Below are 26,840 nucleotides of genomic sequence, written 5' to 3' on the forward strand. Positions count from 1 at the left end.
AAAAGGCCCCGTCTCTAATAAAAGAGACGAGGCCTGGGCTCGCGGTGCCACTCTTAAAGCTGAACATCATTCAGCCGCTTGTATTTGGTAACGGGGAATCCCCGGCTCTTCCTACTCCAGTTTCAGAAGAACATCTCCAAAGTCCGGTTCACCGACAGAAAGACTCCCGGGCTTCCACCATCCCCCAGTTCGCTGTGGCCTTCCTGCCGGCTACTCTCTTTGTCGTTGATTTTGAATATTTGAAAAGATTATATCGGAATTCCAGAAGAGATGCAATGTTTCATTTAAGAATAGGGTGGTGGTCTTTGGTGAACCTAGTTGGAAGAGGTGAAATCATGGATTGGATATGGAAAGCTGTACTAATCATCATTGCGGGTACGATTATCCTGCGTATCGCCGGCCGGAAGTCAATCTCACAAATGACCTTGTCCCAGACAGTTATCATGATTGCCATTGGGTCCCTGCTTATTCAGCCGGTAGCAGGAAAAAACATCTGGGTGACGTTTGGTGTTGGTGGTGTGCTTGTCTTAACCTTGATGGCGATGGAATATTCACAGGTGAAATTTGATTTTATGGAACGGTTTTTAACGGGGAGGTCTGTCTCCATTATTGAGAATGGCCAGCTGAATGAAAAAAACTTGAAGAAGCTGCGTTTCACCGTGGACCAACTGGAAATGAAGCTCCGTCAGTCGAATGTTTCCTGTATCCAGGATTTGAAATCCGCCACACTGGAGCCGAACGGCCAGCTTGGCTTTGAGTTGAAGGAACATAAGAAACCAGCCACTAAACAGGACATGGAGGATATAAAGCAGCAGCTGCATCTGCTGGCTTCCAAGCTGTATCCTGATCAAGCAGTTCAGGCTTCATCCGAAAGCCCGTCAGGCGAGGACCTGTTTAAGGAAGTCGAAAACAAACACCATGAACAGCCCTTTCCGAAACGTCTTCAGTAAACGTCTTCAGTAAGGGAAGGCATTTGAAAGGAATTTTGGATCGGAAGCTGATATAATGAACTCGAGGTGAGACAAATGGATTATATACACTCCATTGAAGATTTAGATGCTTTTGTGAATGAGGAAATGCTCTCGATTGTTTATGTATCCAGACCGGGCTGCTCCGTTTGTCATGGTCTTCTGCCTCAAGTGGAGGATCTGCTGGCTGATTACCCCAAGATCAAAGCCCGACATGTGAATGCAGATGAGGTACCCCAGGTAGCCGGTCATTATTCTGTTATGACCGTTCCGGCCGTTCTTGTCTATTCGGAAGGGAAGGAACTCTTCCGGAAAGCCCGTTTCGTGCCGATTGGTGAACTCAATCAGCAGCTTGCTAAATTAAATCATTTTATAAACGAAAGCTAAACGCCTGCTGCTGGTCTTTTTGACCAGCAGCGGGCTTTTTATATGCAGAAAAGAAGGCATAAGAAGATTTTCTTGAAGAGTAGGCGAAGCAGAAGAACCAATAACTGATCATTCTAACAATTCGGTTTTGTCGAGCATTTCTTAAAAATTCAAGGCGCAAATACTTCCATAAGACGAGATTATTTCCGATGAGAAGCGATGAATGCGAAATATCTCTTCATGAAACCGTTTACACGGACTAATTGACGAATATAGACCCGACTTGTATCAAAGCCCTTGAATATGTATTTGCCAGTGTTATGATGAAAAACGTCTTAGAGAAAAAGCGAACAAAAATGCGAACGGGAGAGATTAACCCAAATGATTAAACAAACGATTGCTTTTCTAGGTGCAGGATCTATGGCAGAGGCGATGATTTCAGGAATGGTGGAATCGGAAAATATTCCAGCTGAACAGATCATTGTAACCAACCGAAGTAATCAGGAACGTTTAAACCACATTCAATATAAATACGGCGTCCGTACAGTTTTAAAAGATGAATTGAATTTCGCTGAAGTGGATCAGTTCATTCTGGCCATGAAGCCGAAAGATATTGACGCTGTTTTGGAAGACTTGAAAAATAAATTGAACCCGGATCAAGTACTGGTTTCGGTTCTTGCCGGTATTTCTACTTCTTATATGGAAGATCGTCTGAACGACCATCAGCAGGTGGTGCGTGTGATGCCTAACACTTCCAGCATGCTGCGTGAATCAGCCACGGCCGTGTGCCCTGGTCAATTCGCAGACATGGAGAACGTCGAGGTTACGAAAGCCCTGCTTCGTTCAATCGGTGAAGTTTTCGTCATTGAAGAAGAGAAGATGGATGTTTTCACTGGAATCGCTGGAAGCGGACCTGCTTATTTCTACTATTTGATGGAGCATATCGAAGAAACAGGTCGTGCAGAAGGAATGGACTCAGAAACGCTTCGGGAAATCGGAGCACAGACGCTTCTTGGTGCCGCTAAAATGATGTTGGAGCGCGACGAATCTCCGGCAGAACTGCGGGAAAACGTAACTTCTCCAAATGGTACAACAGCAGCAGGACTCGATGCGCTTGCAGCCAGCGGCGGAGGTCAGGCTATTTCAGAAGCCGTGCGTGGTGCAGCATCCCGATCCAAAGAACTAAGTGCAGAACTTGAAGGACTACTCGTAGGCAGTAGATAAATACAGCAATCAGACGCAAAATCGTTAAACAGGAGTGATAAGTTGAGTCAAAATAAGAAACGAATCGTTATTAAAATTGGAAGCAGTTCACTTACAAGTGCCCACGGTGAAATCAGCCGTCGTAAGCTTGAAAAACTTGTCGATGAAGTTGTCCGCCTGAAGGACGACGGCCATGAAGTTCTCCTTGTTTCCTCAGGAGCTGTAGCCGCAGGTTACCGGAAACTGGGATGCCTCGAGCGTCCAAGCACCCTTCCGGAAAAACAGGCAGCCGCATCCATCGGCCAGGGACTGTTAATGGAATCTTATTCCGACCTATTCCTATCCCATGGGTATATGGGTTCTCAAATCCTCATCACACGCAGTGATTTTTCTGATGAAAACCGCTACAACAACGCACGTAACACCATCAATGTCCTACTAGAACGCGGAATAATCCCTATTGTAAACGAAAATGACACCATTACGATCGACAGACTTAAGTTCGGAGATAACGACACGTTGTCAGCAAAGGTCGCCGGCCTTGTCGACGCAGACCAGTTGATTATCCTTTCAGATATCGATGGACTTTATGATGCTGATCCTAGAAAGAACTCCGATGCAAAACTGCTTGATAAAGTCCACGAGATTACCCCTGAAATTGAAGCTGCTGCCGGTGACCCTGGTAGTGCAGTTGGAACAGGCGGCATGAAATCTAAAATTGACGCCTTTAAAATTTCCATGGCTTCCGGTATCGCGTCCTTCCTAGGGAAGGCCAATACCCCGAATATCGTATATGATGCGGTCTATGGAGATGCTGTAGGAACGTACTTTGAAATCACGACTGACTCTGAAAATCTGGATCAGAAGAAACAGTGGATCGCCTTTAATTCCGGACCGGAAGGGAAAGTGATCATTGACCACCGTGCGAAAGAAACGGTTGTCGACATGAAGCAGAGTTTAATGCCGGGGAATGTTCATCACGTCACAGGCCGCTTTGAAAAAGGTGCCGTCGTAAGAATTCAGGACCTGGATGGTGAAGAAATCGGCTTAGGCGTAGTCAACTATTCTTCTGAACAAATGAAAAATATGATCAATCTGACAGAACCTGAACTCGAGTCTTACGATAAAGCCGCCGTTGAACAAAAAGATTTTGTCTGCCACTTAGAAGTATCCATGCCCGTAGGCGTTTAAAATACTCAAGGAGGTCTTTGATGACTGTAACTACAAAAGTAAATGTGGAAGCCCAGGCGATTGAAGCGAAGAAAGCATCCAAACAGCTCATGATCCTTTCAAAAGAAGAAAAGAACGAAGCCCTGCTGCATCTGGCTGATGTTCTGGAACGTGAATATGAAAGCATTCTCCAGGCCAACGAAAAAGATCTGGCCAATGGACGCGAACAAGGATTTACCGATGCGTTTATGGACCGTCTTTCCTTGTCTAAGGAACGCGTGGAGGATTTTGCCCAGGGACTTCGGGATGTTGCTGAACTGGAAGATCCGACAGGGCAGGTTCTGACCGACTGGACACTGGAAAATGGACTACAGGTAGAGAAAGTTACTGTCCCGCTCGGTGTCATCGGGATGATCTATGAAGCACGTCCGAACGTCACTGTTGATGCAACCGGGCTTGCTTTGAAATCAGGCAATGCTATTGTCCTGAAAGGTGGATCTTCTGCCATTCATTCGAACGAAGCGATTGTAGAAGTGATTCACAAAGGTCTTGAGGAAACGAAAATGCCTAAGGAAGCTGTCCAGTTCATTGCTTCCACAGATCGTGCTGCAACGAACGAACTGTTCACAATGAAAGAGCATATCGACGTATTGATCCCACGTGGAGGCGGCCGCTTGATTCAGGCTGTTGTGGAAAACGCCACGGTTCCTGTTCTTGAAACAGGGGTCGGAAACTGCCACATTTATATCGATGAGCAGGCGGATGCAGAAAAAGCGTTGAACATTTTGATCAATGCTAAAACCGATCGTCCGGCTGTTTGTAATGCAGCAGAAACACTGATCGTTCACAAAAACTGGTTGAAAGAGAACAAAGATGCGCTCATCGCAGCATTAAAAGAGCACAACATTGCGGTTCATGGGGATGAGCACATCGTTGATACAATTCCAGGTGCTGTTCCCGCCGGAGAAGAAGACTGGGCCAATGAATACTTGAGCACGGATCTTGCGGTGAAAGCTGTAGATAGTCTGACAGATGCAGTCGCTCATATTGAAACGTATGGAACGAAGCACTCTGAAGCGATTGTTACAGAAGATCAAAAAGCTGCCGACCACTTCCTGGCCCTTGTTGACGCAGCAGCTTTATACCACAATGCGTCCACGCGCTTTACAGATGGAGGGGCCCTTGGATTCGGGGCGGAAATCGGAATTTCCACCCAGAAACTTCATGCCCGTGGACCAATGGGACTGCCGGCACTGACAACGATCAAGTTCCTTATGAAAGGGAACGGTCAAATCCGATAAAGCATGATAAAGATGCCGAAGGCTGTCGAGAATGTTCTCGACAGCCTTCTTTGTTATATGCGGGTACAGGGAGTAGAGCGCATTTTAGATCAGTGGTTTGTTCACTCCCCACTGGCGGCGACAGCCGGAAAGGATGTGCCTTATCCTTATCGAATCCTCTCCCGCTGTATGGAGGTTTACTTTATATTCCAGCCGCTGTATGATGGTGTAATCGATATGTTTTCAGGAGGGATGGAGATGAGACAGGAAGAGGCTGTAGACGCACTGTTGAAAAGTTTGAAAGCGGATCCGCTCGTGAAAGCTGTCTTTTTAAAAGGATCGATGGGAAGAGGGGAGGAAGATGACCATTCGGATGTCGACCTTTACGTTCTTGTAGATGAAGAAGAACAGGATGCGTTTTTAAAGGAAAGAAAAAAGCATCTATTACGCTACCGACCTCTCCTGTTTTATGACGAAATCTTCATTATTGCTCCGCAGGTCATTGCGGTTTATGATAATCTCCTCCACGTGGATCTATTTACGGTTACAGAACAAACGCTTATACATAAGGATTATTTCCGAGTGCTTTATGACCCTGAAAGGCGGATGGAAAAGCATCAACAGGAGCAGCATCTGTATCTGGATGAGCAGGACTTTCAGGATGCTGTGGATGATGTCACATTCTTTTTGCTGCAGTATAAAAAAACATCCGATAGAGGAAATGATATGTGGGCTTGTAAGGTCATGAATGATCTGGCTGTAAAGACAGCAGAAATTCTTCTTCAGCATTATGTTCCCGATCGTGCACAGCTGGGGTTGAAAACAGCGGAAAAATCCCTTCCTGCAGAGCCGAAAGAAAAACTGCAGCACGTTTATCAACACCTCTCCCTGAAGGATCATCCAAAAGCTGTGCATCTCCTCATCCATTTAATTGAAGGGGAGATGACGTGGCTCTATGAAGTGTGGAAGGGTAAAGAAGACATTCTTCCGTTTTTGGAACGCATGATCAGCGAATTAAAGAGATAGAGTTTTCTCGTGGAGCTGCTCTTATTCCAAGTGTATATTCACGTATGAGCGCCGCGGGTAAAGGCTCCGTCCCAGACAGGATGTTTGTTTTTGGCTGTAGAAAAAACCTGTGTTAACCAGTAAGAGTTATCCATTTGTCGTGTGAAGGGTCACTTTCCGCTTATCGGTGGATGAATGCCGCGGGCACGCCCTCAGCTGACTTGGTCAGGAAAACCGCCTGCCCAAGTGGATCTTCGGCCCGTGCTGTTCCCGCAGGCATCACTACCGAACGCTCCTCGTGCCGACGTTAGTATATATAGGAGAGATTCTGCATTAAGCAGGTTTGCCGATTCAAAAGAACGGCAGGCTGCGCTGCTGCCGCCTGTGTGGAAAAGAAAAAGGGAAGGAACAGGCGCTGATGACGGCTGTCTGCCGGAATATGAAAAAGATTGGCCTTCATCCAGCAAGGGTGAGCTGGGTGAAGGAGGGTCTTTTTCGATTTTAAAGAACGCCCAAGGAGCGGTGCCCCTTCACTCGAGTGTGCCGAGATCACCGAGCGTGGGTTTTGTGAGGAAGCTCGGACGCTCGTCCGCGGAAAGGGAAGGGGTTCGCTCCTGTCGGTAAGAAAGAAAAAAGCTTGTAGAGAAACCCCTGTTTCTTTACAAGCTGAAACAAGCATCCTGTCCCAGACAGGATGCTTGTTTTTAAAAGGTTTGACCTGCCATCGCCTGCGATAACGTTGCCGTCGTCGTAACATGGCTGAAATCCAGGCCGAGGGAAACAGCGGTCTGGGCAATTTCAGGACGTATGCCTACGACGGTTGAGGAGACTCCGATAAGGCGGAGACTGTCGATCAGCTGGAAAATCTGCTGGGCAACCATCGTGTCTACGAGATAGACTCCAGACAAGTCTATGTACAGCAAGTCTACATCCTGTTCCGTGCACTTCCTTAAAATATTTTCCAAAATGGCAGCGGCTCTGTCCGTATCAATGTTTCCGACAAGAGGAAGGAGAGCCTGATCATTGGAAAGTTGAATCAATGGAGAGCTTAATTCATTGATCGTCGACTGCTGTTTTTCAATCGTACGGTTCAGGTAATTGGATTTCTCCTCGACGACTTTATACATGATCTGATCGAAGGCATCCACCAGTAGGCGGGTCCATTGTGTTTCTCTTTCCCTGTCTACGCTGACATTCTGGGTTTCCATGAATTCTTTAAGGAAATCAAGGTACTGGATACGGACGCGCATGAACTCCCGCATAATCTCGTGGGTGGGTGTCTCAAGATGGTGGGGATCCCGTCCAATTTCAACGATCCAGTCGTTCATATGTTCGAGGAAATCCTCTTTATCCAGTGTGAAAATCTCGGCCAGGTGTTTATGAAACGCATAGTTTTGGGATTTTAAGTTTTCAATCGTTGCTTGGTCACGGGAGGCGTAAACACCGGAAACCGAACTTTGATCGAGTGAATTGTACCATTCTTCCGTTAAATTCCAAGCTTTTTTCAACAGAAATTCGCGAAATGCTAGATTGGCTTTCAAAGGGGAAGCTCCTCTCTCTACTTGAGCCTCTCATAAAAGATCCGGAGAGCTTCATAGTTAATTCTATTATATAAGGTCATCTCTGTATTTTCCATCTTTACGAGGCTGGAAACAAAATAAAACAACCTGCAGCATACAGGTGATCAGAATCATCGATGTCTACCATGTTTTCCTCGGAGTAGTGGTACCTAAACATCGGATGGAACAGAAGCATGAAAGGTCGACTTTAATAAACGTTCCCGTAGCCGTATAGTGAGAGGGGTGATTTTCATGGATAATCAAAAGCTCCAGAACGGCACAGGAAGAGTGGTCGGGAGAACGTTTAACAGCTCTGAATATAGAAGATTTGACGCATACATAAACACCATCCTTTTCCTTGATGCCATGCGCGCAGAAGCGTTGTCCATCTTTACAGTACAGCATAAACGGAATGGTCGTATCTCCTCGTAAGTGCTGATGATCGCCGCGAAGAGCCGCGATAGATGTACGGCAGCTGATTTCAGAATGACGTCGGGACACCATATTCTGTGCTTTGATGATGGCCGTCACAGTCCTAGTAACCGAGCAGCGGCAGGAAGACAAGGGTTTCAAAGGCAGAATCCTCCTTTCTATTCGTTTCTTCTATTCTATTCCGTGCAGGGAGAAAGGGCTGTGCTTCTGTCCTGTTCCACCCTGATATAGGACAAAGGCCAATCCATAAGAAAGGGTCGATGCATAAGGTATAAGACAGCGGAAGGAAGATCGGCAGCTAGAGACTGCATATACAAGGAAACACCTTCCGTTTCGAGAATGCCAGCGTACACTGGCATTCTTTTTGTCGTTTTTACTTCCATATGAGTAGAAATCTCCTCATTTTTATAGATGGATTAAAGTGAATGTTCATTCATTTTCTGGTTGAATTTTCAGAATAATGAAGGTAGAATGAATACATACTAACCGTTTGGTATGTTACATAACCGATTTTCCTAAGGAGTGAGCCGATGCATGTGAAGGACTTGTTTGATCTAACGGGGAAGACGGCACTCGTAACCGGTGGGGGACGAGGGCTTGGGAAACAGATGGCCGAAGGATTTGCAGAGGCAGGGGCGGATCTCGTCCTTTGTTCAAGAAAACAGGAGGCGTGCGAGGAAACCGCCCGGCAGCTGGAAAGAGAACATGGAGTCAAGGTTTCCGCCTATGGGTGTGATGTCACAAAGATAGAAGATATTGAACACGTGGTCCAAAAGACGTTGGAAGAGTTCGGCACCATCGACATTCTCGTCAATAACAGCGGAGCGAGCTGGGGGGCACCGACATTGGAAATGCCGTTGGAAGCTTTCCAAAAAGTGATGAACGTCAACGTGACCGGGACGTTTTTAATGTCCCAGAAGGTCGGAGAAGTCATGGTAAACCAAAAATCAGGGAAAATCATTAACATTGCCTCTGTAGCGGGTCTGGGCGGAGCGGATCCAAGGTTCATGGATACGATTGGATATAACGCGAGTAAAGGAGCGGTGATCACTTTCACGAAGGATCTGGCCGTGAAGTGGGGAGCTCATAATATTCAAGTCAACGCCCTTGCTCCCGGGTTCTTTCCGACGAAAATGTCGAAAGGACTATTGGAACAGGGGGGAGAGTTCATTCTGGACCGTACCCCTCTCAACCGCTTCGGTTCAGAGGAGGATTTGAAGGGAGCCGCTCTTTTTCTAGCTTCCCGGGCATCGGATTATGTCACAGGAGACGTGCTCGTCGTCGATGGCGGCATGCATGCGTCATGCTGATAAGAAAGAGGTTTGAGCAAGGGGGGGGAATGAAGCAGACCGGGTTATGCGTTTCTATCAAACATCTCCCTTTTTCAGATCCCAGGTATCCTTATGAGGATTTTCCAAGTTTCAGAGGAGGAATCATATGAAGGTGAATCAGATCGCTGTCGTTGGTGCGGGAAGTATGGGGCATCAGATCGGCATGTTGTCGGCACTTGCAGGTTTTCATACGTATGTACAGGATGTCCGTCCGGATGCTTTAAGGGAAGCCGAGGAGAAGCTGAGACAGATCATGGCGAAATGGGTGAAAAAAGAGAAAATCTCGGAGCAGGAGAAAACCGAAGCCTTTGAACGACTTTCCTTTACGACAGACTTACGAGAAGCGGCCGGAGAGGCGGATCTTGTCATTGAAGCCGTCGTCGAAAAGCTGGATGTGAAGAGGGAAGTGTTTGCGCAGCTTGATGAAATCGTCCCTTCCCATACAGTGCTGGCCACAAACTCTTCCACCATTGTCAGTTCTTTGATCGCCGATACGGTTTCACGTCCGGATCAGGTCTGCAATATGCATTTCTTCTATCCTCCCCTTGTCATGGACTGTGTAGAAGTCGTCAAAGGGGATCATACATCAGAGGAGACAGCCCGGACAGCTATGGATGTCTGCCGGGCGATGAACCGTACAGCCGTTTTGCTGCAGAAAGAAATATCAGGATTTATCGCCAACCGGATTCTTTTTGCGATTCAGAAAGAGGCGATGAGCTTGTATGAAGGTGGATATGCGGACTTCAAGGATATCGATAAAATTACCCGCAAAGCGTTGAGCCATCCGATCGGCCCGTTTGAACTGATGGATTTATCAGGCATTGATGTCGGATATTACGTCATGCAGCAGCAGTATAATGAAACGGGCGATCCTGCTCATCTGCCATCCAGGACGATGAAGGAAAAGGTCGAAGCCGGTGAGCTGGGAAGGAAGACAGGTAAGGGCTTTTATACGTATGAAACGAAGGTGAATCAGTAGGAGGAATGGGTCATGCATGAAATGGAGGTCACCGTAAGATTTTGTGAAACAGATATGCTCGGTCATGTGAACAACAGCAATTTCTTTGTCTATATGGAGGATTCACGGATTCGGTTTTTCAACGAGGTGAATTTGGTCGGTGATGACTGGAACTTTATTCTGGCCTCTGCCAAGTGTGATTTCCTCAAGCAGGTGTATTTCAATCAGACGCTGATCATCAAGAGCAGTGTCGCAAAAATCGGGAAGTCCAGTTTTCATCTGACACAGGAAATGGTGGAGAAAGATTCCGGGGTGGTCGTGGCCGAGGGAAGCTCGGTAATTGTGCAGTTTGATTTTGAAAAGCAGAAGAGTCTGCCATTTACAGTCGAGATGAGACAACGTCTGGAAGAACATATGCCCGTTGCGAAATAGGAGGGGTCGGATGGCCGATACGAAAGATACGCAGGCGGTACGTAAAGGTGAAGAGCTGGATTATGAAACATTGGTTCCTTTTTTAAAAGAACGATTGAATATGCCGGACCAGGAGCTTTCGATCAGGCAGTTTGGCGCCGGACATTCCAATTTAACATATGAGCTTTCGGCCGGGGACGACTGGAAGGTTGTGCTGAGACGTCCGCCGCTCGGCCTTGTCGCCCCCAAGGCCCATGATATGGAGCGGGAGTTCAATGTGCTGCAGGCGCTGCATCCTGTCTATCCGCTGGCTCCCAGGCCTTTTCTTTATGAATCCGGAGACCTTATCGGAGCCCCTTTTTTCATTATGGAACGTAGAGAGGGGATCGTCTATGATAAACAGTTTCCCGAGGGAGTGGAAGGAAGTGCGGAGCTTGGCCGTCGCATTTCAGAGACGATGGTGGACAAGCTTGCCGCACTTCATGATGTGGATTACACAAAAACGGAACTCGTCCATATGGTAAAGCCTGAAGGGTTTATGGAGCGTCAGGTGCACGGATGGATCAAACGGTACGACCGCTCCCGTACGGATGATGTTGTGTCGGGGGAGCGGCTGAAGAAGTGGCTGGTGGATCATGTTCCTTCTTCTGAAGCTGCCTCTGTCATTCATTATGATTATAAGTTGAACAATGCCATGTTCAGCCGGGACGATCATGCGGAAATGGTCGGCCTGTTTGATTGGGAAATGACAACAGTGGGAGACCCTCTTGCGGACCTTGGAGCAGCACTCAGTTACTGGATTCAATCTGATGATCCTCCGATGCTGCAGGAAGGACTTGGACGTCCCCCGGTTACCGTAGAGGAAGGTTTTTTTACAAGGGACGAATTTGTAAACGCTTACTCATTGAAGAGCGGGCGGAATGTTGACGACGTCCATGTGTATTTGACGTTTGCCTATTTTAAGCTGGCTGGAATCATCCAGCAGATTTACTTCCGCTATAAAAAGGGGCAGACCGAAGACCCAAGGTTTGCTCATATGAACCATTTCGTCAATAACTTGATTCAGCATGCCGAAGAAACGGCAGGGCTGTAACTATGGGGAAAATCGAAGTCATATTTAAAAAAGAGGACATTCATCCCGAAAAACTGGCAGGGAAAACAGCTGTGGTCTTTGACGTTCTGTTTGCAACCTCCACAATGACGTCCGCGATTGCTGATGGTGCGCTTTCTGTGCTTCCTGTCTACAGTCCGGAAGAAGCCGTGAAAACAGCGGAAGCCTTTGATGAGCCGTTCCTTCTTGCCGGTGAGGACCAAGGGCGGACGATTGATGGGTTTCACCCGCCTCTTCGAAATCAGCTGAAAGAACTTGTGGCTGGGAAGCATCTGATTTTGACTACAACCAATGGTACAGTCGCTCTTCATAAGGCTCAGCAAGCTGCTCATCTTTACGCTTCTTCACTGCTCAACAACCCGGCAACAGCCAGGCATCTGAGTGAATCACACAGCGGGGAAACGATTGTGATCATCTGCTCCGGGTCGAGCGGGCTGTATACAATGGAGGATTTTTATGGCGCAGGAAGCCTCGTGCACTACATGCAGCAGAATGGAAACTGGGAGCTCTCCGACGGGGCGTTGACTTCGCTCCACTTTTATAAGGGAAGTGGCAGTGCGCGGACGGTGCTTCGTTCCTGCCGGATTGGCGGCTGGTTAATGAAGTATGGCCTGGACCCTGCTGAAATTGACTTTGCTGCACAGGAAGGGATTTATGAAACGGTTCTTGCTTACGACAGAAACACAGGTCAAGTCAAGGAGGGGCATTATGCATCCAGTTGAACATGAATGGAAAGGTGGTCAGTTCCTGACTTCCAGTGTGGATCCGGAAACGGTATTCACTCCGGAAGATCAGACAGAAGAGCACCGGATGATCGGACAGACAGCCCGCCGGTTTATAGAGGGCGAGATCCGTCCGCACAGGGAACGGATTGAAAAGGGAGATTATGACTTTGTTGCAGAGCAGATGAAAATAGCAGGGGAACTGGGACTCCTGGCTCACAGCATTCCAGAAACATACGGTGGTCTTGGACTTGATAAAATCAGCAAAGGCATTGTAGGGGAGGCACTGGGAAGCGCCGGCGGCTACAGTGTAGCGCATTCCAATCACACGTGCATCGCGACTCTTCCCATTACCTACTTCGGATCGGAGGAGCAGAAGCGGAAGTATCTGCCGAACCTTGCTTCCGGAGCATTTATCGGCGCCTACTGTCTGACAGAACCGGACGCCGGCTCGGACGCCTTATCCGCAAAAACTACAGCCGTATTGAATGAAGAAGGCTCCCATTATGTGCTTAATGGAACGAAGATTTATATCACAAATGCAGCTTTTTCTGATACGTTCATCGTTTACGCCAAAGTAGATGGAGAACATTTTACAGCCTTCATTGTTGAAAAGGATTTCCCGGGTCTGTCCATCGGGCCGGAAGAAGACAAGATGGGGATCAAGGGATCATCCACCTGCTCGGTGATTATGGAAGATTGTCACGTACCGGTGGAAAATCTGCTGGGAGACGTCGGCCACGGCCATTTGATTGCTTTGAACGTATTGAACCTCGGCCGGTTTAACTTAGGGTTTGCAACGCTTGGTGCGGCTAAATACAGTTTCCAGCTTGCTCTTTCCCATGCATCTGAACGCCGCCAGTTTGGTAAGACGATCTCGGATTTCCGGGCGAGTAAACAGAAATTAGCCTGGATGGCCGCGGATTTGTATGCCGCTGAATCAATCATGTACCGGACAGGCGGTCACATAGAATCAGCGCTTGCCGGTCATTATGAAACCAAAGACAAACGCGCTGCAGCCAAGGCGATGAACGAACATCGTATGGAAGCGGCTATCTGCAAGATTGTCGGTTCAGAAACCTTGGATAGAGTCGTGGATGAAGCTGTTCAGCTTCACGGAGGAGCCGGGTACATCAAGGAATATCCAATCGAACAGGCGTATCGTGATGCCCGCATCAACCGTATTTTCGAAGGTACCAACGAAATTAATCGTCTGCTTATCCCGGGAGCCTTTTTCCAAAAAGCCGGGAAAGGAGAATTTGATGCCGATGCTTTAGTGAAACAGGCCGATGATTCTTTGAAAACAGGTGGATATAAGCGGGAAGGTGGGACAACGGCGAAGCTGGAGGAAGCCGTCGCTTTGTTCAAAGATTTATATCTTGTAACCGCCGGTGCTGCCTACAGCATCTATGGTGCAGGTATCAAAGAAGAACAGGAAACACTGATGGAACTGGCGGATATTGCTATTGAAATTTATCGTTCCGAATCGTCTGTGCTGCGAGCCAAAAAAGCCGGAGGGGAAAAGGGTCTTCATCTGCATCTGGCCGAGACGGCCGTGGAGCGGTCTGTGGAAACCGTCCGGCAGTCAGTCAGCCGATTGTTTGGTTCTCTTCTTAAAGGAGAGGAACGGACGAAGGCACTGAGGAGTGCTGCTGCCCTGTTAAGTGTGTATTCATTTGAAGGAAGCCTGGATCGGAACCGCCGCCTTGCTGAACAAATGGTGGAAGCCGGTCACTATAGAGTTTAAAAGGAGAGATGATGGATGAAATTAGGGAATGATCATGTAGCTGTCGATATTAATGGACCTGTGATGTCTTGTGTATTGAATCGTCCAGACAGTCTGAACGCTTTTTCCGACCAAATGATCGGCGGTTTGATGGAGGCTTTGGAAGAGGCGTCCGGAAATGAGGATGTGAAAGTGATTGTACTGTCCGGAGCGGGGCGGTCGTTCTCAGCAGGCGGGGATGTCAAAAGTATGGGGGAGGCCTCAGCCCAGCATCTGTATGACCATGTGGGAGAGCTGAATAAGCTGATCTTGAAGATTAAAGATGTACCGAAGCCGGTTGTAGCTGTGGTGCATGGTTATGCGGCCGGGGCCGGTTTCAACCTCGCTCTTGCCTGTGATCAGATTCTTGCAGCCGAAGAGAGTCAATTTGTTCTGAGCTTTGCCCAGGTGGGCTTGATTTCCGATGGCGGAGGCCATTATTTCCTTTCCCGTCTTATCGGACCTTACCGGACAAAAGAGCTGCTGTTTACCGCCGAGCCGATTCCTGTTGAGACAGCGGCCGAGTGGGGGCTGATCAACAGGGTGATTCCGATAGGGGAACTGGAAGAGGAAGCTATGAATTATGCGCTTCGTCTGGCTAAAGGGCCTGGACGAGCTATCGGTATGATGAAGAAAATCGTAGACCAATCTGATAAATCCGACCTTGCTGCCATTTTAGAACAGGAGCGGATTTCACAAACCATGATGGCTGAAACATCGGATCATAAAGAAGGTGTTGCCGCATTTAAGGAAAAGCGTAAGCCGCATTTCACAGGAAAGTGAGGGATAGGTAATGAAAGCTATTCAATTCAAAGAATATGGAAGTCCATCGGTGCTTGAGAAAGTGGATGTGGAAAAGCCGTCTCTGGATAAGGATGAAGTGTTGATCAACGTGTCGGCCGTCGGGGTCAATTATGCCGATACGGCCCGCAGGGAAGGGGCCTACGTTGTTCCAACGCCGCTGCCGTTTATTCCGGGTGCTGAAGTGGCCGGTGTTGTGGAGAGCGTCGGCTCTGGAGTTCAAAATGTGAACGAAGGAGACCGGGTGGTCACGCTGATTGAATCCGGCGGTTATGCTGAGTTCGCAAAAGCGAAGGCTGTCTCTCTCATTCCTATACCTGATGGTGTGGACGATGAAACGGCCGTTGCGATTCCTCTCCAAGGGCTGACCGCCTATCATATTCTAACGACAATGGGCCGGATGGAGCACGGAGAAACGGTGCTTGTCCATGCAGCAGCTGGAGGGGTAGGTTCACTTGCTGTCCAGCTGGCCAAACAATTTGGTGCAGGAAAAGTGATCGCAACAGCAAGTACGGAAGAGAAGCGGCAGCTGGCCCTTGAACTTGGAGCGGATGAAGCGGTGGACTACACGAAGGAAAACTGGCGGGATGATGTTCTTGGAATGACGGGGGGCCGTGGTGTTGATGTTGCCCTTGAGATGGCTGGAGGAGATGTGTTTCATGAAACAGTGAAATGTATGCGGTCCTTCGGGCGTGTCGTTGTGTATGGGGTGGCCAGCGGGGACCCGCCGAAAATGTATCCATCCGGGTTGATGAACCGGAATTTATCAGTGATCGGTTTCTTCCTCCCGCAGATTATGAAGAAGCCCGAGTTGTTTAAACGAAGCCTCCATCACTTGTTGGAACTGGTGAATACCGGCGATTTGAATTTGACGGTAGGGGGCGTTTATTCGTTGGAGGAAGCGGCTGAAGTTCATGAATTGATGCAGGGGAGAAAGACGAAAGGAAAACTGGTGCTTAAGCCATAATACCGGTGGAAGGCTGTTGGGAGAATCCTCTCGACAGCCTTTTTAGTTTAGCTCTGTTCAAGTCTGTTGTTGATATTTTAAACGATTACTAAATCGTCTCCGTCCGGCCGGGGCCGGTCCGTTATTTACTCAAGGCATGGTACGGCAGGGAAAACCGTCCGCTTTCCTCGGGGAACGATGAGCCTCCTCGAACTTCGTCCTCCGGTCTCACCTTGTTCCTTTTTCCCGCAGGAGTCTACCTGTTTTCCCTGCCATCCCTTTCGTAGTGATGTAATGGACTTCGGTTATGTCCTTTTTAACTATCCGTTTTTGAAGAGGCGGCCTTGGGAATGGCGGGACTCCTGTGGGGTGTAGATACATCGTGAGACCCCGGAAGACGCAGCCTGAGGAGGCTCACGGTACCCCACGGAAAGGGAGTCATTCCCAAGGCCGCCTCATACAAATCCCATGACAGAAAGGGGTAATAGGCGCTCACATGTTAAATAACAACACCACGCTATAACAGAGCCTTTAGTTTAATGGACTTTGAGGCTGGTCCCGCAGGGAGGAATCCACCGGGAAATTGTCGAATACACAGGACACGCAGAAATAAAGGAGGCTTTTATTTTGTTTATTTACACAGTGGATGACCAGTTGTCATTAAAATTAATTGGACACGAAGACGCAGAAGAACTCTTTCAATTATCCGACCAATCCAGAGACCACCTTCGAACGTGGCTTCCATGGATTGATTTCACAAAGACGGTGGAGGACACACAGGGGTTTATTAAAAGCAGTCTAAAGAGATATGCTGAAAATAATGGATGGACGGTCTGTATCCTTTGGGAAGGTCGGATAGCTGGGATCGTTGATTTCCACGAACTGGATTACAATAACAAAAGGACAAGCATTGGTTACTGGATGGGAGAGGAATTTAAGGGCAGAGGTCTGTTGACCCGTGCGTGCCGCGAACTATTCGACTATGCTTTCCATACGCTTGGGATGAACCGGATTGAAATCCGGGCGGCAGAGCAGAATGTAAAAAGCAGGGCCGTCCCGGAGCGTCTCGGCTTTGTGCAGGAGGGGCTCATCCGCAGCGCAGCCCTGCTTTATGATGAATACACGGATCATGTCGTGTACGGGATGCTGAAAAAAGACTGGGTCAAGGAACCGCTGGACGTATGAGGTACAAGGTAGAGGCTGTCCAGTTGAAAAGTCCGTCCAAAAAGGAAAGCGAGGATGCATATGTCCTTCACGAAGAGGCCGGTGTTTTCGGAGTATTTGATGGGGCGACCCCTCTGGTCTCATTTGAAGATGAGGACGGACATAACGGGGCCTATCTTGCCGCCCACCATTTCAGAGAACAGCTGCAGGGCATGGATGCGAACGATACCCTGATTCAAACGGTCGAGTCAGCCAATACCCGTTTGTACGAGAACATGGTGGCATACGGGGTGGATCCCTCGAAAGGAGAGGAACGATGGTCGACGTGTGTGGCTGCAGTTAAACTGGGAAGCACGCACTTCCATTATGCTCATCTGGGAGATTCGATGGTTATCGCCGGTGATAAAATGGGGGCTGTCCATGTCCTTACGACAGATACGGTAGCCGGAATAAGTGACAGAGCAAAAAAGAAAAGAGCAGAGGATCGGGAAGAAGGCCGGGCGGTTCGGGAAGAGTCGTATTATGATGTGCTCCTTCATAAACTTCAGTACAACAGGGAGCTGGCTAATGTGCATGGTGGATATACAGTCGCGAACGGGATGCCGGAGGTCATGACACACCTGGATACAGGTTCCTATCCGATGAAAGACCTGGAGGATATCTGGCTTGTAAGTGACGGTTTATTCCATCCCGGACTTTCCCTGGAAGAGACATGCAGGAAAATGAAGCAGCAAGGGATACGCTCCTACATCAATGACCTTACTGCCTATTTAGAAAATCACCGCCATCCGATTGATGACCGGACAGTCGTTCATCTGCGTTTTACATAATGAAAGAGTCCGCGGAAGAAGAATCTGCTGCCAAATCGAAAAAATGAAAAGCTGTACGATGATCATACCCTCTTGATCATCGTACAGCTTTTACTGCTGTCTATTGGACGACAGCAAGCAGAAAACCGTCATAACCTTTGTTTCCGACCGTTTGGAAAGCTGTACTCTCCAGACGTGGATGATGGTGAAGCAGATCGAACATCCGCCGGATTCCCTGAATACTGCTGGATTTACTGTCTTCCTCCAATATTTCCCCGTTCCTGATTACGTTATCCACCAAGATGGTGGTTCCTGGTTTGGACAGCCTCAAGACATGTTCAATGTAGTGAGGATTGTTTTCCTTATCCGCATCGATGAAAACAAAATCGAAAGGCTCTTCGTTCTGGAGCGCAGGCAGCGTCTCAAGAGCAGGACCGACATGGATGGAAATTTTATCCTTTACACCTGCGTTTTCCATGTTGACAGCAGCAGTTTCTGCATGTTTTGGGCTGAATTCAAGGGTGGTGAGTGTGCCATTTTCCGGGAGGGCTTTAGCCATCCAGATGGAGCTGTATCCGCCGAGCGTACCGATTTCCAAAACTCTGCGGGCTGCCTTCATTTTCACATATAGATAGAGCATTTTCCCCTGCGTAGATGAAACACCGATGGAGGGCAGGCCTTCGCTTTCATTCAAAGCATTAATGGAAGCCATGTCCCCGTCTTCCGTAACCAGACGATCAATCACGTATTCGTCAACCTTTTCCCATGTTTCACGTTCGCTCATGAAATCCTCTCCTTTTCTTTATTCAAAGCTCTGTTAAAATCTGTTGTTGATATTTTAAACGATTACAAAATCGTCTCCATCTGGAATCAGGGGGCCGGTCCGTTGTTTACTCAGAGCATGGGATGGCAGGGAAAACCGTCCGCTTTCCGCGGGGAACGGTACCCCACGGAAAGGGAGTCATTCCCAAGGCCGCCTCATACAAATCCCATGACAGAAAGGGATGATAGGAGCTCACATGTTAAATAACAACACCAAGCTATAACAGAGCCTTATTCAAAAGTCGTGCAACCTGCAGCGGATGGAATGAACAGTGATAGAAAGAACGGGCGGAATCCTGGGGACCGCCCGTTTTTCGTTTTATTCAAAAAGCTGTGGAATCCCTTGAATCAAGGACATACCGCCCATATACGCCATCGCTATGACGATGATGGCTCCAAAGATGGTGAGCCAGAGCGGGTGTTTGTAATCACCGACGATTTTTGTTTTATAGGCGGCCACAAGCATGACGCCGAGAGCAATCGGAAGGATCAGGCCGTTCAACGATCCAACAAGAATCAGAACCTTGACCGGCTTTCCGACAGATACAAAGACCGTGGTGGAGATGACAATAAACCCTACGATAAACCATTTATGATAGCGTTCAATGGTTTTGCTGAATGTACGGATGAAGGATACAGACGTATAAGCGGCACCGACGACGGATGTAACGGCGGCTGCCCACATGATGATTCCGAAGATCTTATATCCGACATTCCCTGCCGCTGCCTGGAACACAGAAGCCGGCGGATTGGAAGGGTCGAGAGTAACACCCGAAGCAACTACACCAAGGGAGGCAAGGAAAAGGAAAATCCTCATAATGGAGGCAATCCCGATAGCTGATACCGAGCTTTTCGTTACCTGACCGAGAGATTCCTGCCCCTTCACACCAGCATCCAGAAGACGGTGTCCGCCTGCGAAGGTAATATAACCACCGACGGTTCCTCCTACAAGTGTGATAATGGCTAGAAAGTCAATCGTATCCGGAGCGAATGTTTTAGCGGCCGCCTCACCAATGGGCGGGTTGGCTGAAAACATGACGAAAATGGTAAGAGCGATCATGATAAAACCGGCAATTTGAGCGAACCGGTCCATCACTTTCCCAGCTTCCCGTACAAGGAAGACAGCAACGGCTACAATACCACTGAACAGGGCTCCCATTTCCGGGGAGATACCGAAGAGGACATTGGTCCCAAGGCCGGCGCCGGCAATGTTCCCGATATTAAAGGCGAGACCACCGGCAACGATTAATATGGATAAGAAAACGCCAAGGCCGGGCAGAAGACTGTTCGCAATATCCTGCGCCGGTTTTTCTGAAACGGCAATGATCCGCCAGATGTTCAGCTGCGCACCTATATCAATAATGATGGAAATAAGAATGACAAAACCGAAGCTGGCTGCAAGCTGCTCGGTAAAGTGTGTGGTTTGTGTTAGAAATCCCGGGCCGATGGCGGAGGTCGCCATAAGAAAAGCGGCCCCTAAGAGGAGACTTCTGGTCGATTGTTGTTTCATGTTGTTCTCCTTTCTACTTACCGTGATAAGACAGAGCCGATGGCTTCAAGCTGGATGTCCGATTTCTGGAAAGCCTCCCGTATGTATTTCGCGAAGTCCACAGCGCTCGCACCGTCCCCATGGATACAGATCGTTTCTGCTTCGATGTCGATATCAACATCCTGAAGCGTCGTCACTTTTTTCTCCTTGACCATACGGATGACCTGATTGACGGCTTCTTCATGATCGGTAATCAGCGCGTTCGGTTCCCGGCGTGAAGTTAACGAGCCGTCTTCCTGATAGGTACGGTCGGAAAAGACTTCACTGGCTGTCTTCAATCCTATGGCTTTTCCAGCGTGAATCAATTCACTGCCGGCCAGTCCGAACAGGATGAGAGAGGAGTCCACGTCATGAACGGCTTTGGCAACAGCGTCGGCCAGCGGACGGTTTTTAGCCGCCATGTTGAAAAGGGCACCGTGCGGTTTCACATGCTGGAGCTGACCGCCTTCGGCTTGGACAAACCCTTGAAGTGCACCAACCTGGTAGATGACCATGTCATACGCTTCTTCTGGTGAAATCTCCATTGGACGACGGCCGAATCCGGGTAAATCAGGGAGGCCGGGGTGGGCGCCAATGCCCACTCCATACTGTACGGCCATGCGGACGGTTTTTTTCATGTTGGCTGGATCTCCGGCGTGATAGCCGCAGGCAATATTCACTGAAGTTACATAATTCATCATTTCCTCATCCCGGCCAATCGTATAAGATCCAAAGCTTTCTCCCATATCGCAGTTTAAATCAACAACGTACATGCGTATTCCTCCTTAAGTTAATTTCATTTCAATGCCGCGGGCCAACAGGTTAATATCCTTCTCCTGCTGCAGATACAAGCGCTGGGCTTCCTCGTGGGTAATCATTGTAAACGAAAAAGATTCCCCCGGCCGCATCTGGGCAAGCCTGGGCAGGTCGACAGAAGCCACTTGAGCGATTTTCGGATAGCCTCCCGTCGTTTGTCGGTCGGCAAGGAGAATAATCGGGTTGCCTTCTGCAGGAACCTGAATGGTACCAAAGGCAACAGCTTCTGAGAGAAGGTCCCGTTCTTCGACGGCTGATAATTGACAGCCGGTCAACCGGTAGCCCATTCGGTCAGATTTGGAATCGATCTTGAATGTCTCACTTGTTAATCGGTTTTGACTTTCTTTGTCAAACCAATCATATTCTCTCCCCGGCATAATACGGATCGGCTCTTTTGTGTATCCATTGTGATTGAAGGCATGTCCGACATACCACGAGGCCTCGTGGAAACCGGCATCGCCTGCGTCTGCTTTCCATTGTTCCATCACGCGGTTTGATAAGGGAGAAAGTTCGGAAGGTTCAAGTACATCCCCCTTTTCGACCGGCCGCCCATGGTATCCGCCGATGCCCGCACGGATATAAGTAGAAGCGCTGTTCATCGTAAGAGGGATATTAAAGCCGCCTGCCACTGCCAAATAGGCACGGAAGCCGGTTTTCGGTTTTCCAAAACGAAGTTCACTTCCTTGTTTTATGTAAAGAGGTTTCCAAGTCCCTACACGTTCTCCGTTGATCATTGGTGTTAAATCACCACCGCAGATGGAAATGCAGGCATCCTGCTGGAACTCCAGTACAGGACCCATCAGCGTAATTTCAAGAACAGGTGCATGCTGTCCATTACCAACAAGAAGGTTGGCAATCCGGTACGCTTCCTGATCCATCACTCCACTGGCAATGACTCCGTGTTTTTGGTGTCCGTACCTTCCAAAGTCCTGAATGGTCGTAAGAAGGCCGGGTTTCAATACATGAATCATGCTCCACCCTCCTTCAGGTTTTCATATTCTTCTTCAGTAATTCTACGGAACTGGATACGGTCTCCAGCCTGCAGGAGTGTGGGAGCTTCTTCGTTTGATGGATCAAACATTTTAGACGGTGTCCGGCCGATCAGCTGCCAGCCTCCAGGCGTTTCCAGAGGGTAGACCCCTGTCTGGGCGCCGGCAATTCCAACTGTGCCCGCTGGGATTTTCAGTCGTGGATCTTTTCTTCTGGGTGCTGCAATCGCAGGGTCCATACCGCCGATATAGGGGAAACCGGGGGCGAAACCAATCATGTACACCAAATAGTTTCCGTTCATATGTCTTTCAATGACTTCTTCTTCTGTTAATCCATTTTTCTCGGCCACATAAGACAGGTCAGGACCGAGGTCACCTCCGTAACAGACAGGGATTTCTACCGTCCGCGCGGGACCGGTTTCCTTAATTGTTAAAGTGGACAAAAATTCAGACACCTGTTGGTGAACCCAATCATAGGGGAGCTGGTTCTGTGAGGTTTTATGATTTGCTATGTAGAGAGGATCATAAAAAAGCGTCACTGTCGTAAAAGCGGGGATGTACTCCACCATCCACTCCGGCTGCCAATCATCGAGGCTGCTGGCTGCAGTCTGCACGGTATGATTGATCTCTTCACTGATTTCGTTTCCGAATTCAATTAATACAGCCTGATCACCTAAGGGATGCAGGGTCCAATCCATACAAAAACCTCCTTTATTCATCGAGTTTGAGTCATAAGGCTGAAAAATCCTTATCTCTTATCGTAGCCTATTTCAAGAAGGCTTTCAATTTAAGAATCCATTACAGCAGAGGGTTAAAGGATCCGTCGGAAAGGGAATAAAGAAAAAAACAGTAAAATGGAGGGATTCAGGATGCCATGGGATACCGAAGATTATCCAAGCTCACTGAAAAATCTGGATGAAGTTGTTCGTAAGAAGGCCATAGACATAGCTAATGCTATGCTGGATGAAGGATATGAGGAGGGACGAGCGATTCCGATCGCCATAGAACAGGCGAAGGAATGGCGTAACAATGCAGGGGAGAAGGAACTGAGAGAGGTAAAGGAGATGAGTGATCAGGCACTGAAAAGCAGGGATGCTGATCAGGATGACCGAGACGCACGTCCGGAATTAATGGAAAAAGGCGAGCATGTCCTGCCTCATGAAAATGGCTGGGCTGTCAAAGCAGAGGATGCAGAAAAACCTTCCAATGTATTTGAGCGTAAACAAGAAGCCGTCCATCGTGCAGAAGAAATTGCTGAAAATAAAGAAACCCAGGTCATTATTCATAAGAAAGACGGAAGTATCCAAGATAAATATTCGATTTAGAATGGAATTTTATGTTTAAAATGGATGGAAATAGGATATTGTCCCTATACAATAAATAAAGGAGGAATTCATAGTGGCTGAATCCAACAATCAAGCAGAACACGTTGTTCCTCACGAGGACGGCTGGGCTGTTAAAGCAGAAGGAGCAGAACAACCGACGAAGATCTATGAGAATAAGCAGGATGCTATCGATCGTGCGAAGGAGATTGCCCAGAACAAAGGGACGTCGGCAATCATCCATACTGAAAAAGGAACCATCCAGAATCAATACAATTATTCCAGCTGACCAGCGAAAAGCACCCGGATCCGGGTGCTTTTTCTATGTTTTCTTTTCCGAGCCTGTGGTAAGATGAATGATAATGGTCAGATGGAAGGAAGGATTCCGATGAATGGACAAAAACGCAGCGATATCCAGACTGGTGCAGAAGTGGATATCGTTTTAAAACAGGATCAACGCACAGGAAAGCTGACAAGAGGAAGAGTGAAAGATATCCTGACTAAATCCCCTTCTCATCCGCACGGCATTAAAGTACGTCTGCAGGATGGACAGGTAGGAAGAGTCAAACATATTCTCAAGTAATAAAAGCTTATGATTGTATATTCTGTTAAGTAGGAAAGGTGCCGTTTATAAACGGCACCTTTTGGCTGTAGAAAAAGCCTGAGATAACCAGTTCGAGTTGTCCACTTGTCGTGTGAAGGGCTACTTTCCGCTTATCGGTGGTTGAATGCCGCGGGCACACCCTCCGCTGACTTGGTCAGGAAGACCGCCTGCCCAAGTGGATCTTCGGCCCGTGCTGTTTCCGCAGGCATCACCACCGAACGCTCCTCGTGCCGACGTTAGAATATAGAGGAGAGAGCTTGTGCACTAAGCAGGTTCGCAGACTCAAAAGAATGGCATGATGGGCGGCGCTGTTGCCACCTGCGTGGAAAAGAAAAAGGGAAAGCACAGACGCTGATGACGACTGTCTGCCGGAATATGAAAAATACTGTCCTCCATCCAGCTGTGCTGGGTGACGCGTCTTTTTCGATTTTAAAGAACTCCTAAGGAGCGGCGCCCCTTCCACTCCTGCGGAAGAACGAGTGGTCCGAGATCGCCGAGCGTGGGTTTTGCGAGGAAGCTCGGGCGCTCGTCCGCGGAAAGGGAAGGGGCTTACGCTCCTGGCGGTAAAAAAAGAAAAAAGCTTGTAAAGAAACAGGGGTTTCTTTACAAGCTGAAGGTGCCGTTTATAAGCGGCACCTTTTTTATGGATTCGTCAATGCGTGATAATAACGATAGGGCATTTCAATGGTGAAAAAAGCCCCGTCATCATCCTCTTCCGCATGAGTAATCATATATTCTGTTCCAAAAATCTGTTCCATCGCATAGTCTCCGTTGTCAAAAGGCACGCGATCAATGGAGAAGCCGGACTGGAGCACCTTGTGACGGTCTTCTTCTGTAAAGCGGCTGATTTCCGTAAGCTGGACCATCGGACGAATCAAAGGAGAAGAGCCGGGGTTTTCCACGGTCTCATAACCCACATCCACCTGCACCACGTCCTGTGCTTCACCAAGCATCTCCAGAACGATCGATTTAAATTCTGATACATCTATGAAGAAACGTACTTCTTCAGGTTCTAAGCGGCTTAAATAATCGGTCATCGTCATAACTCCTTCCCTCTATGGCTATATTACCATGAGAGAAAAAGGTTAAACGTCCCTCCTATGGAAAAAGCGCACTGGAGAATTCCAGTGCGCTTCTATACTTTCGGAAAATATCTGAAGTTTTTCACCTTGTGTTAGATAAACAAGTCTTCGTGGATACGTTCATCCACGGTATTGCCGCGGTTGTTTAATTCTACATGGTAGTTTTTAAGCAACTTAAACGACGCAATCCCTACCTCTATTGCATCCTTACAGCTCCGAAGCTGATCCAGTGTGATTAAGTCGTATCAAAACGTAGCAGAATGCCAGTCTCATACAAATCACTCTTTCTTTTTCCGAATTGCTCTTTTAACGAGCACCAATACCTAGTATAGATTAGAAGTTGATGTATGTCAAATATCGTTTTGAATATCGTCTACCATGATGTTTATTGATTTACGATTTGAACGGCGGCGTCGGTACATAAATAAGGATTCCCCGGTTTATCAAAAGATAAACCTAATCGTTCTGCTCGGGCTTCATGTCCTCATCAAACTCTTCCTCTGTAAGCGAATCGTTCTTAGATTTCCTGTGTTTCTTTTCGTCGTGAGCAAGTTTTTGACGCATTTCTTCGTCGGGAACGTTATCCATCAGTTGTTCTTTCTCCAGCTTTTCCTTGAAGCTTTGATCGTCTTCGGCCAGACGGTTGTTCTTTTTATGATTCTTTTCAGACATTCGGCTGTCCACCTCCATTGATGATTTTGTTCTGCTTTTCATGTTCCTTTTTCTGCCATTCGTTAAACACGATCAGCATACTTGCATCGGAGGGTGAGCTAACCAGCCGGCTTATCTCGGAGAGGGCTTGTGATTTTCAGATTGATGCCCGTCTATATGGAGTGAAATCTAAAAAAACGAGCGGGGGTCCGCTCGTTTTTATTTGCTGGTGAATTTTTGTTTCATGTTTTGGATGAATGGGATCTGCATGATGTAATCCACAGCCGTGCTGATAACTAAGCCGTGAATGATGACACCGAGGACGGTGAAGATCACGATGATGGTATGACCGGCTGCTGTCTCTGGTTCAAACCCTGACCGCCCAAAAAAAGTCAGCGAGAGAAGGGCGCTCTGCATAGCCTCACCGTAGGTTTCCAGTTCCTGTTCGTACAGGTTTAGAGGGATAATCAGCAGGAAGATAAGAAGGAAGGTAATTCCAAGTACTCCTGAAAGGTGCTGACGCTTAAGGAAGCGGATAAAGGGCATGGTGTAGTATTTCGTCATGGATTTAAGACGGAGCAGGTGAAGGATCCGTGCCACGCGTGCCACTTGGAAGACGGCATCAAGAGGGATGGCGGCAATGACGATAAAAGGGTTTTTCTTGATAAACTCCCATTTATTTTTACTGGTTATAAGACGATAGAGGAAATCGAGGAAAAAAATCGACCAGGTAGACCAGACAATGACGCTGTTGTATCCGGTCTGCTGCCAGATGGTGGCAATCGAAGCCGCAGCAAGACCCACCATCAGCAATTCATATATGGTACGCTTCGGTTTTCTTACTAGTCGTTTCATATGCACCCTTCTTCCAGCCTGTGTCGAATATTCTACTATTATATCATTGGTACTCATGGATTCGAACAGAGTTTTTGTCTGTTTTATATGCAAAACATTGGCAGAGCGTGATTCGTTTTCGTGCAGTTAGGTTTATGGTATTCTCAAATTAAAGACAAAGAGGAGAGACG

29 protein-coding genes and 1 other annotated feature are annotated in these 26,840 nt (G+C 48.0%); of the genes, 19 read left to right on the forward strand and 10 right to left on the reverse strand.

Annotated elements, in window-relative coordinates:
* Positions 1-19: 19 nt before the first annotated feature.
* Positions 20-235, reverse strand: a binding site (T-box leader).
* A gap of 100 nt (positions 236-335) precedes the next feature.
* The 6 genes from GLV97_RS10225 to GLV97_RS10250 all read left to right on the forward strand — a co-directional run bounded on the left by GLV97_RS10225 (position 336) and on the right by GLV97_RS10250 (position 6,013).
* Positions 336-950: a DUF421 domain-containing protein gene (locus tag GLV97_RS10225; RefSeq protein ID WP_160838953.1), complete on the forward strand. Its 615-nt coding sequence runs from the start codon at positions 336-338 to the stop codon at positions 948-950.
* 75 nt (positions 951-1,025) lie between these two features.
* Positions 1,026-1,355 (forward strand): thioredoxin family protein, encoded by a 330-nt coding sequence (locus tag GLV97_RS10230; RefSeq protein ID WP_160838951.1) that lies wholly within the window; start codon positions 1,026-1,028, stop codon positions 1,353-1,355.
* Positions 1,356-1,715: 360 nt separating this feature from the next.
* On the forward strand, positions 1,716-2,558 hold the full coding sequence (gene proC, locus GLV97_RS10235; RefSeq protein ID WP_160841425.1) for a pyrroline-5-carboxylate reductase: 843 nt from the start codon (positions 1,716-1,718) through the stop codon (positions 2,556-2,558).
* A gap of 42 nt (positions 2,559-2,600) precedes the next feature.
* Positions 2,601-3,728 carry a glutamate 5-kinase gene (gene proB, locus GLV97_RS10240; RefSeq protein ID WP_160841426.1) on the forward strand — a complete coding sequence of 376 codons (1,128 nt, stop codon included), beginning with the start codon at positions 2,601-2,603 and terminating at the stop codon, positions 3,726-3,728.
* Between the two features lie 20 nt (positions 3,729-3,748).
* Positions 3,749-5,008 (forward strand): glutamate-5-semialdehyde dehydrogenase, encoded by a 1,260-nt coding sequence (locus GLV97_RS10245; protein ID WP_160889614.1) that lies wholly within the window; start codon positions 3,749-3,751, stop codon positions 5,006-5,008.
* Positions 5,009-5,020: 12 nt separating this feature from the next.
* Positions 5,021-6,013, forward strand: coding sequence for a nucleotidyltransferase domain-containing protein (locus GLV97_RS10250; protein WP_237418607.1), 993 nt, complete (start codon positions 5,021-5,023; stop codon positions 6,011-6,013).
* Positions 6,014-6,696: 683 nt separating this feature from the next.
* Here GLV97_RS10250 and GLV97_RS10255 read toward each other — a convergent pair.
* Both GLV97_RS10255 and GLV97_RS20340 read right to left on the reverse strand, forming a co-directional pair.
* The gene (locus GLV97_RS10255) at positions 6,697-7,533 is read right to left on the reverse strand and encodes an STAS domain-containing protein (RefSeq protein ID WP_160841429.1); all 837 of its coding nucleotides are present in this window, start codon (positions 7,531-7,533) and stop codon (positions 6,697-6,699) included.
* Positions 7,534-7,692: 159 nt separating this feature from the next.
* On the reverse strand, positions 7,693-8,055 hold the full coding sequence (locus GLV97_RS20340) for a CotY/CotZ family spore coat protein (RefSeq protein WP_423784968.1): 363 nt from the start codon (positions 8,053-8,055) through the stop codon (positions 7,693-7,695).
* Between the two features lie 458 nt (positions 8,056-8,513).
* Here GLV97_RS20340 and GLV97_RS10265 point away from each other — a divergent pair, with 458 nt between their 5' ends.
* From GLV97_RS10265 to GLV97_RS10310, 10 genes are all read left to right on the forward strand, one after another.
* Complete coding sequence (locus tag GLV97_RS10265; protein ID WP_160838935.1) at positions 8,514-9,293, forward strand: SDR family oxidoreductase; 780 nt, start codon at positions 8,514-8,516, stop codon at positions 9,291-9,293.
* 127 nt (positions 9,294-9,420) lie between these two features.
* Positions 9,421-10,293 (forward strand): 3-hydroxyacyl-CoA dehydrogenase family protein, encoded by an 873-nt coding sequence (locus tag GLV97_RS10270; RefSeq protein ID WP_160838934.1) that lies wholly within the window; start codon positions 9,421-9,423, stop codon positions 10,291-10,293.
* Between the two features lie 12 nt (positions 10,294-10,305).
* Positions 10,306-10,704, forward strand: a complete 399-nt coding sequence (locus GLV97_RS10275; RefSeq protein ID WP_160841431.1) for an acyl-CoA thioesterase — start codon at positions 10,306-10,308, stop codon at positions 10,702-10,704.
* 10 nt (positions 10,705-10,714) lie between these two features.
* A complete protein-coding gene (locus GLV97_RS10280) occupies positions 10,715-11,776 on the forward strand; it encodes a phosphotransferase family protein (RefSeq protein ID WP_160889616.1) in 1,062 nt (353 codons plus the stop codon).
* A gap of 2 nt (positions 11,777-11,778) precedes the next feature.
* Entirely contained in the window at positions 11,779-12,516 is a 738-nt protein-coding gene (locus GLV97_RS10285; protein ID WP_160841433.1) for a 2-phosphosulfolactate phosphatase, read from the forward strand.
* On the forward strand, positions 12,503-14,263 hold the full coding sequence (locus GLV97_RS10290) for an acyl-CoA dehydrogenase family protein (protein WP_160889617.1): 1,761 nt from the start codon (positions 12,503-12,505) through the stop codon (positions 14,261-14,263). The genes GLV97_RS10285 and GLV97_RS10290 overlap by 14 nt, the downstream gene beginning before the upstream one ends.
* Positions 14,264-14,278: 15 nt before the next feature.
* The gene (locus GLV97_RS10295; protein WP_160889618.1) at positions 14,279-15,064 is read left to right on the forward strand and encodes an enoyl-CoA hydratase/isomerase family protein; all 786 of its coding nucleotides are present in this window, start codon (positions 14,279-14,281) and stop codon (positions 15,062-15,064) included.
* 10 nt (positions 15,065-15,074) lie between these two features.
* On the forward strand, positions 15,075-16,049 hold the full coding sequence (locus tag GLV97_RS10300) for a quinone oxidoreductase family protein (protein ID WP_160889619.1): 975 nt from the start codon (positions 15,075-15,077) through the stop codon (positions 16,047-16,049).
* A 606-nt stretch (positions 16,050-16,655) separates the two neighbouring features.
* Entirely contained in the window at positions 16,656-17,213 is a 558-nt protein-coding gene (locus GLV97_RS10305) for a GNAT family N-acetyltransferase (protein ID WP_160838921.1), read from the forward strand.
* Complete coding sequence (locus GLV97_RS10310; protein WP_160889620.1) at positions 17,210-18,022, forward strand: protein phosphatase 2C domain-containing protein; 813 nt, start codon at positions 17,210-17,212, stop codon at positions 18,020-18,022. Before GLV97_RS10305 ends, GLV97_RS10310 begins: the two co-directional genes overlap by 4 nt.
* 100 nt (positions 18,023-18,122) lie before the next feature.
* On the opposite strand, the gene GLV97_RS10315 is transcribed toward GLV97_RS10310, so the two are convergent.
* The 5 genes from GLV97_RS10315 to pxpB all read right to left on the reverse strand — a co-directional run bounded on the left by GLV97_RS10315 (position 18,123) and on the right by pxpB (position 22,854).
* Positions 18,123-18,785, reverse strand: coding sequence for an O-methyltransferase (locus GLV97_RS10315; RefSeq protein ID WP_160889621.1), 663 nt, complete (start codon positions 18,783-18,785; stop codon positions 18,123-18,125).
* A 357-nt stretch (positions 18,786-19,142) separates the two neighbouring features.
* Entirely contained in the window at positions 19,143-20,333 is a 1,191-nt protein-coding gene (locus tag GLV97_RS10320; protein WP_160838915.1) for an NRAMP family divalent metal transporter, read from the reverse strand.
* A gap of 17 nt (positions 20,334-20,350) precedes the next feature.
* Entirely contained in the window at positions 20,351-21,124 is a 774-nt protein-coding gene (locus GLV97_RS10325; RefSeq protein WP_160841439.1) for a LamB/YcsF family protein, read from the reverse strand.
* 12 nt (positions 21,125-21,136) lie between these two features.
* Positions 21,137-22,138: a biotin-dependent carboxyltransferase family protein gene (locus GLV97_RS10330; RefSeq protein ID WP_160838911.1), complete on the reverse strand. Its 1,002-nt coding sequence runs from the start codon at positions 22,136-22,138 to the stop codon at positions 21,137-21,139.
* Positions 22,135-22,854 (reverse strand): 5-oxoprolinase subunit PxpB, encoded by a 720-nt coding sequence (gene pxpB, locus GLV97_RS10335; RefSeq protein WP_160838909.1) that lies wholly within the window; start codon positions 22,852-22,854, stop codon positions 22,135-22,137. Before pxpB ends, GLV97_RS10330 begins: the two co-directional genes overlap by 4 nt.
* Positions 22,855-23,025: 171 nt before the next feature.
* Here pxpB and GLV97_RS10340 point away from each other — a divergent pair, with 171 nt between their 5' ends.
* From GLV97_RS10340 to GLV97_RS10350, 3 genes are all read left to right on the forward strand, one after another.
* Positions 23,026-23,481, forward strand: a complete 456-nt coding sequence (locus GLV97_RS10340) for a DUF2188 domain-containing protein (RefSeq protein WP_160889622.1) — start codon at positions 23,026-23,028, stop codon at positions 23,479-23,481.
* A gap of 73 nt (positions 23,482-23,554) precedes the next feature.
* Positions 23,555-23,767, forward strand: coding sequence for a DUF2188 domain-containing protein (locus tag GLV97_RS19960; protein ID WP_160838905.1), 213 nt, complete (start codon positions 23,555-23,557; stop codon positions 23,765-23,767).
* Between the two features lie 99 nt (positions 23,768-23,866).
* Complete coding sequence (locus GLV97_RS10350) at positions 23,867-24,061, forward strand: YwbE family protein (protein WP_160889623.1); 195 nt, start codon at positions 23,867-23,869, stop codon at positions 24,059-24,061.
* Between the two features lie 662 nt (positions 24,062-24,723).
* Here GLV97_RS10350 and GLV97_RS10355 read toward each other — a convergent pair.
* The 3 genes from GLV97_RS10355 to GLV97_RS10365 all read right to left on the reverse strand — a co-directional run bounded on the left by GLV97_RS10355 (position 24,724) and on the right by GLV97_RS10365 (position 26,670).
* Complete coding sequence (locus GLV97_RS10355) at positions 24,724-25,119, reverse strand: hypothetical protein (protein ID WP_160841442.1); 396 nt, start codon at positions 25,117-25,119, stop codon at positions 24,724-24,726.
* Positions 25,120-25,620: 501 nt separating this feature from the next.
* On the reverse strand, positions 25,621-25,836 hold the full coding sequence (locus tag GLV97_RS10360) for a hypothetical protein (RefSeq protein WP_160838899.1): 216 nt from the start codon (positions 25,834-25,836) through the stop codon (positions 25,621-25,623).
* A gap of 198 nt (positions 25,837-26,034) precedes the next feature.
* Positions 26,035-26,670 (reverse strand): hypothetical protein, encoded by a 636-nt coding sequence (locus GLV97_RS10365; protein ID WP_160838897.1) that lies wholly within the window; start codon positions 26,668-26,670, stop codon positions 26,035-26,037.
* Positions 26,671-26,840 lie beyond the last annotated feature (170 nt).

The sequence above is a fragment of the Halobacillus litoralis genome, assembly GCF_009856355.1.
Taxonomy (GTDB): domain Bacteria; phylum Bacillota; class Bacilli; order Bacillales; family Halobacillaceae; genus Halobacillus; species Halobacillus litoralis_B.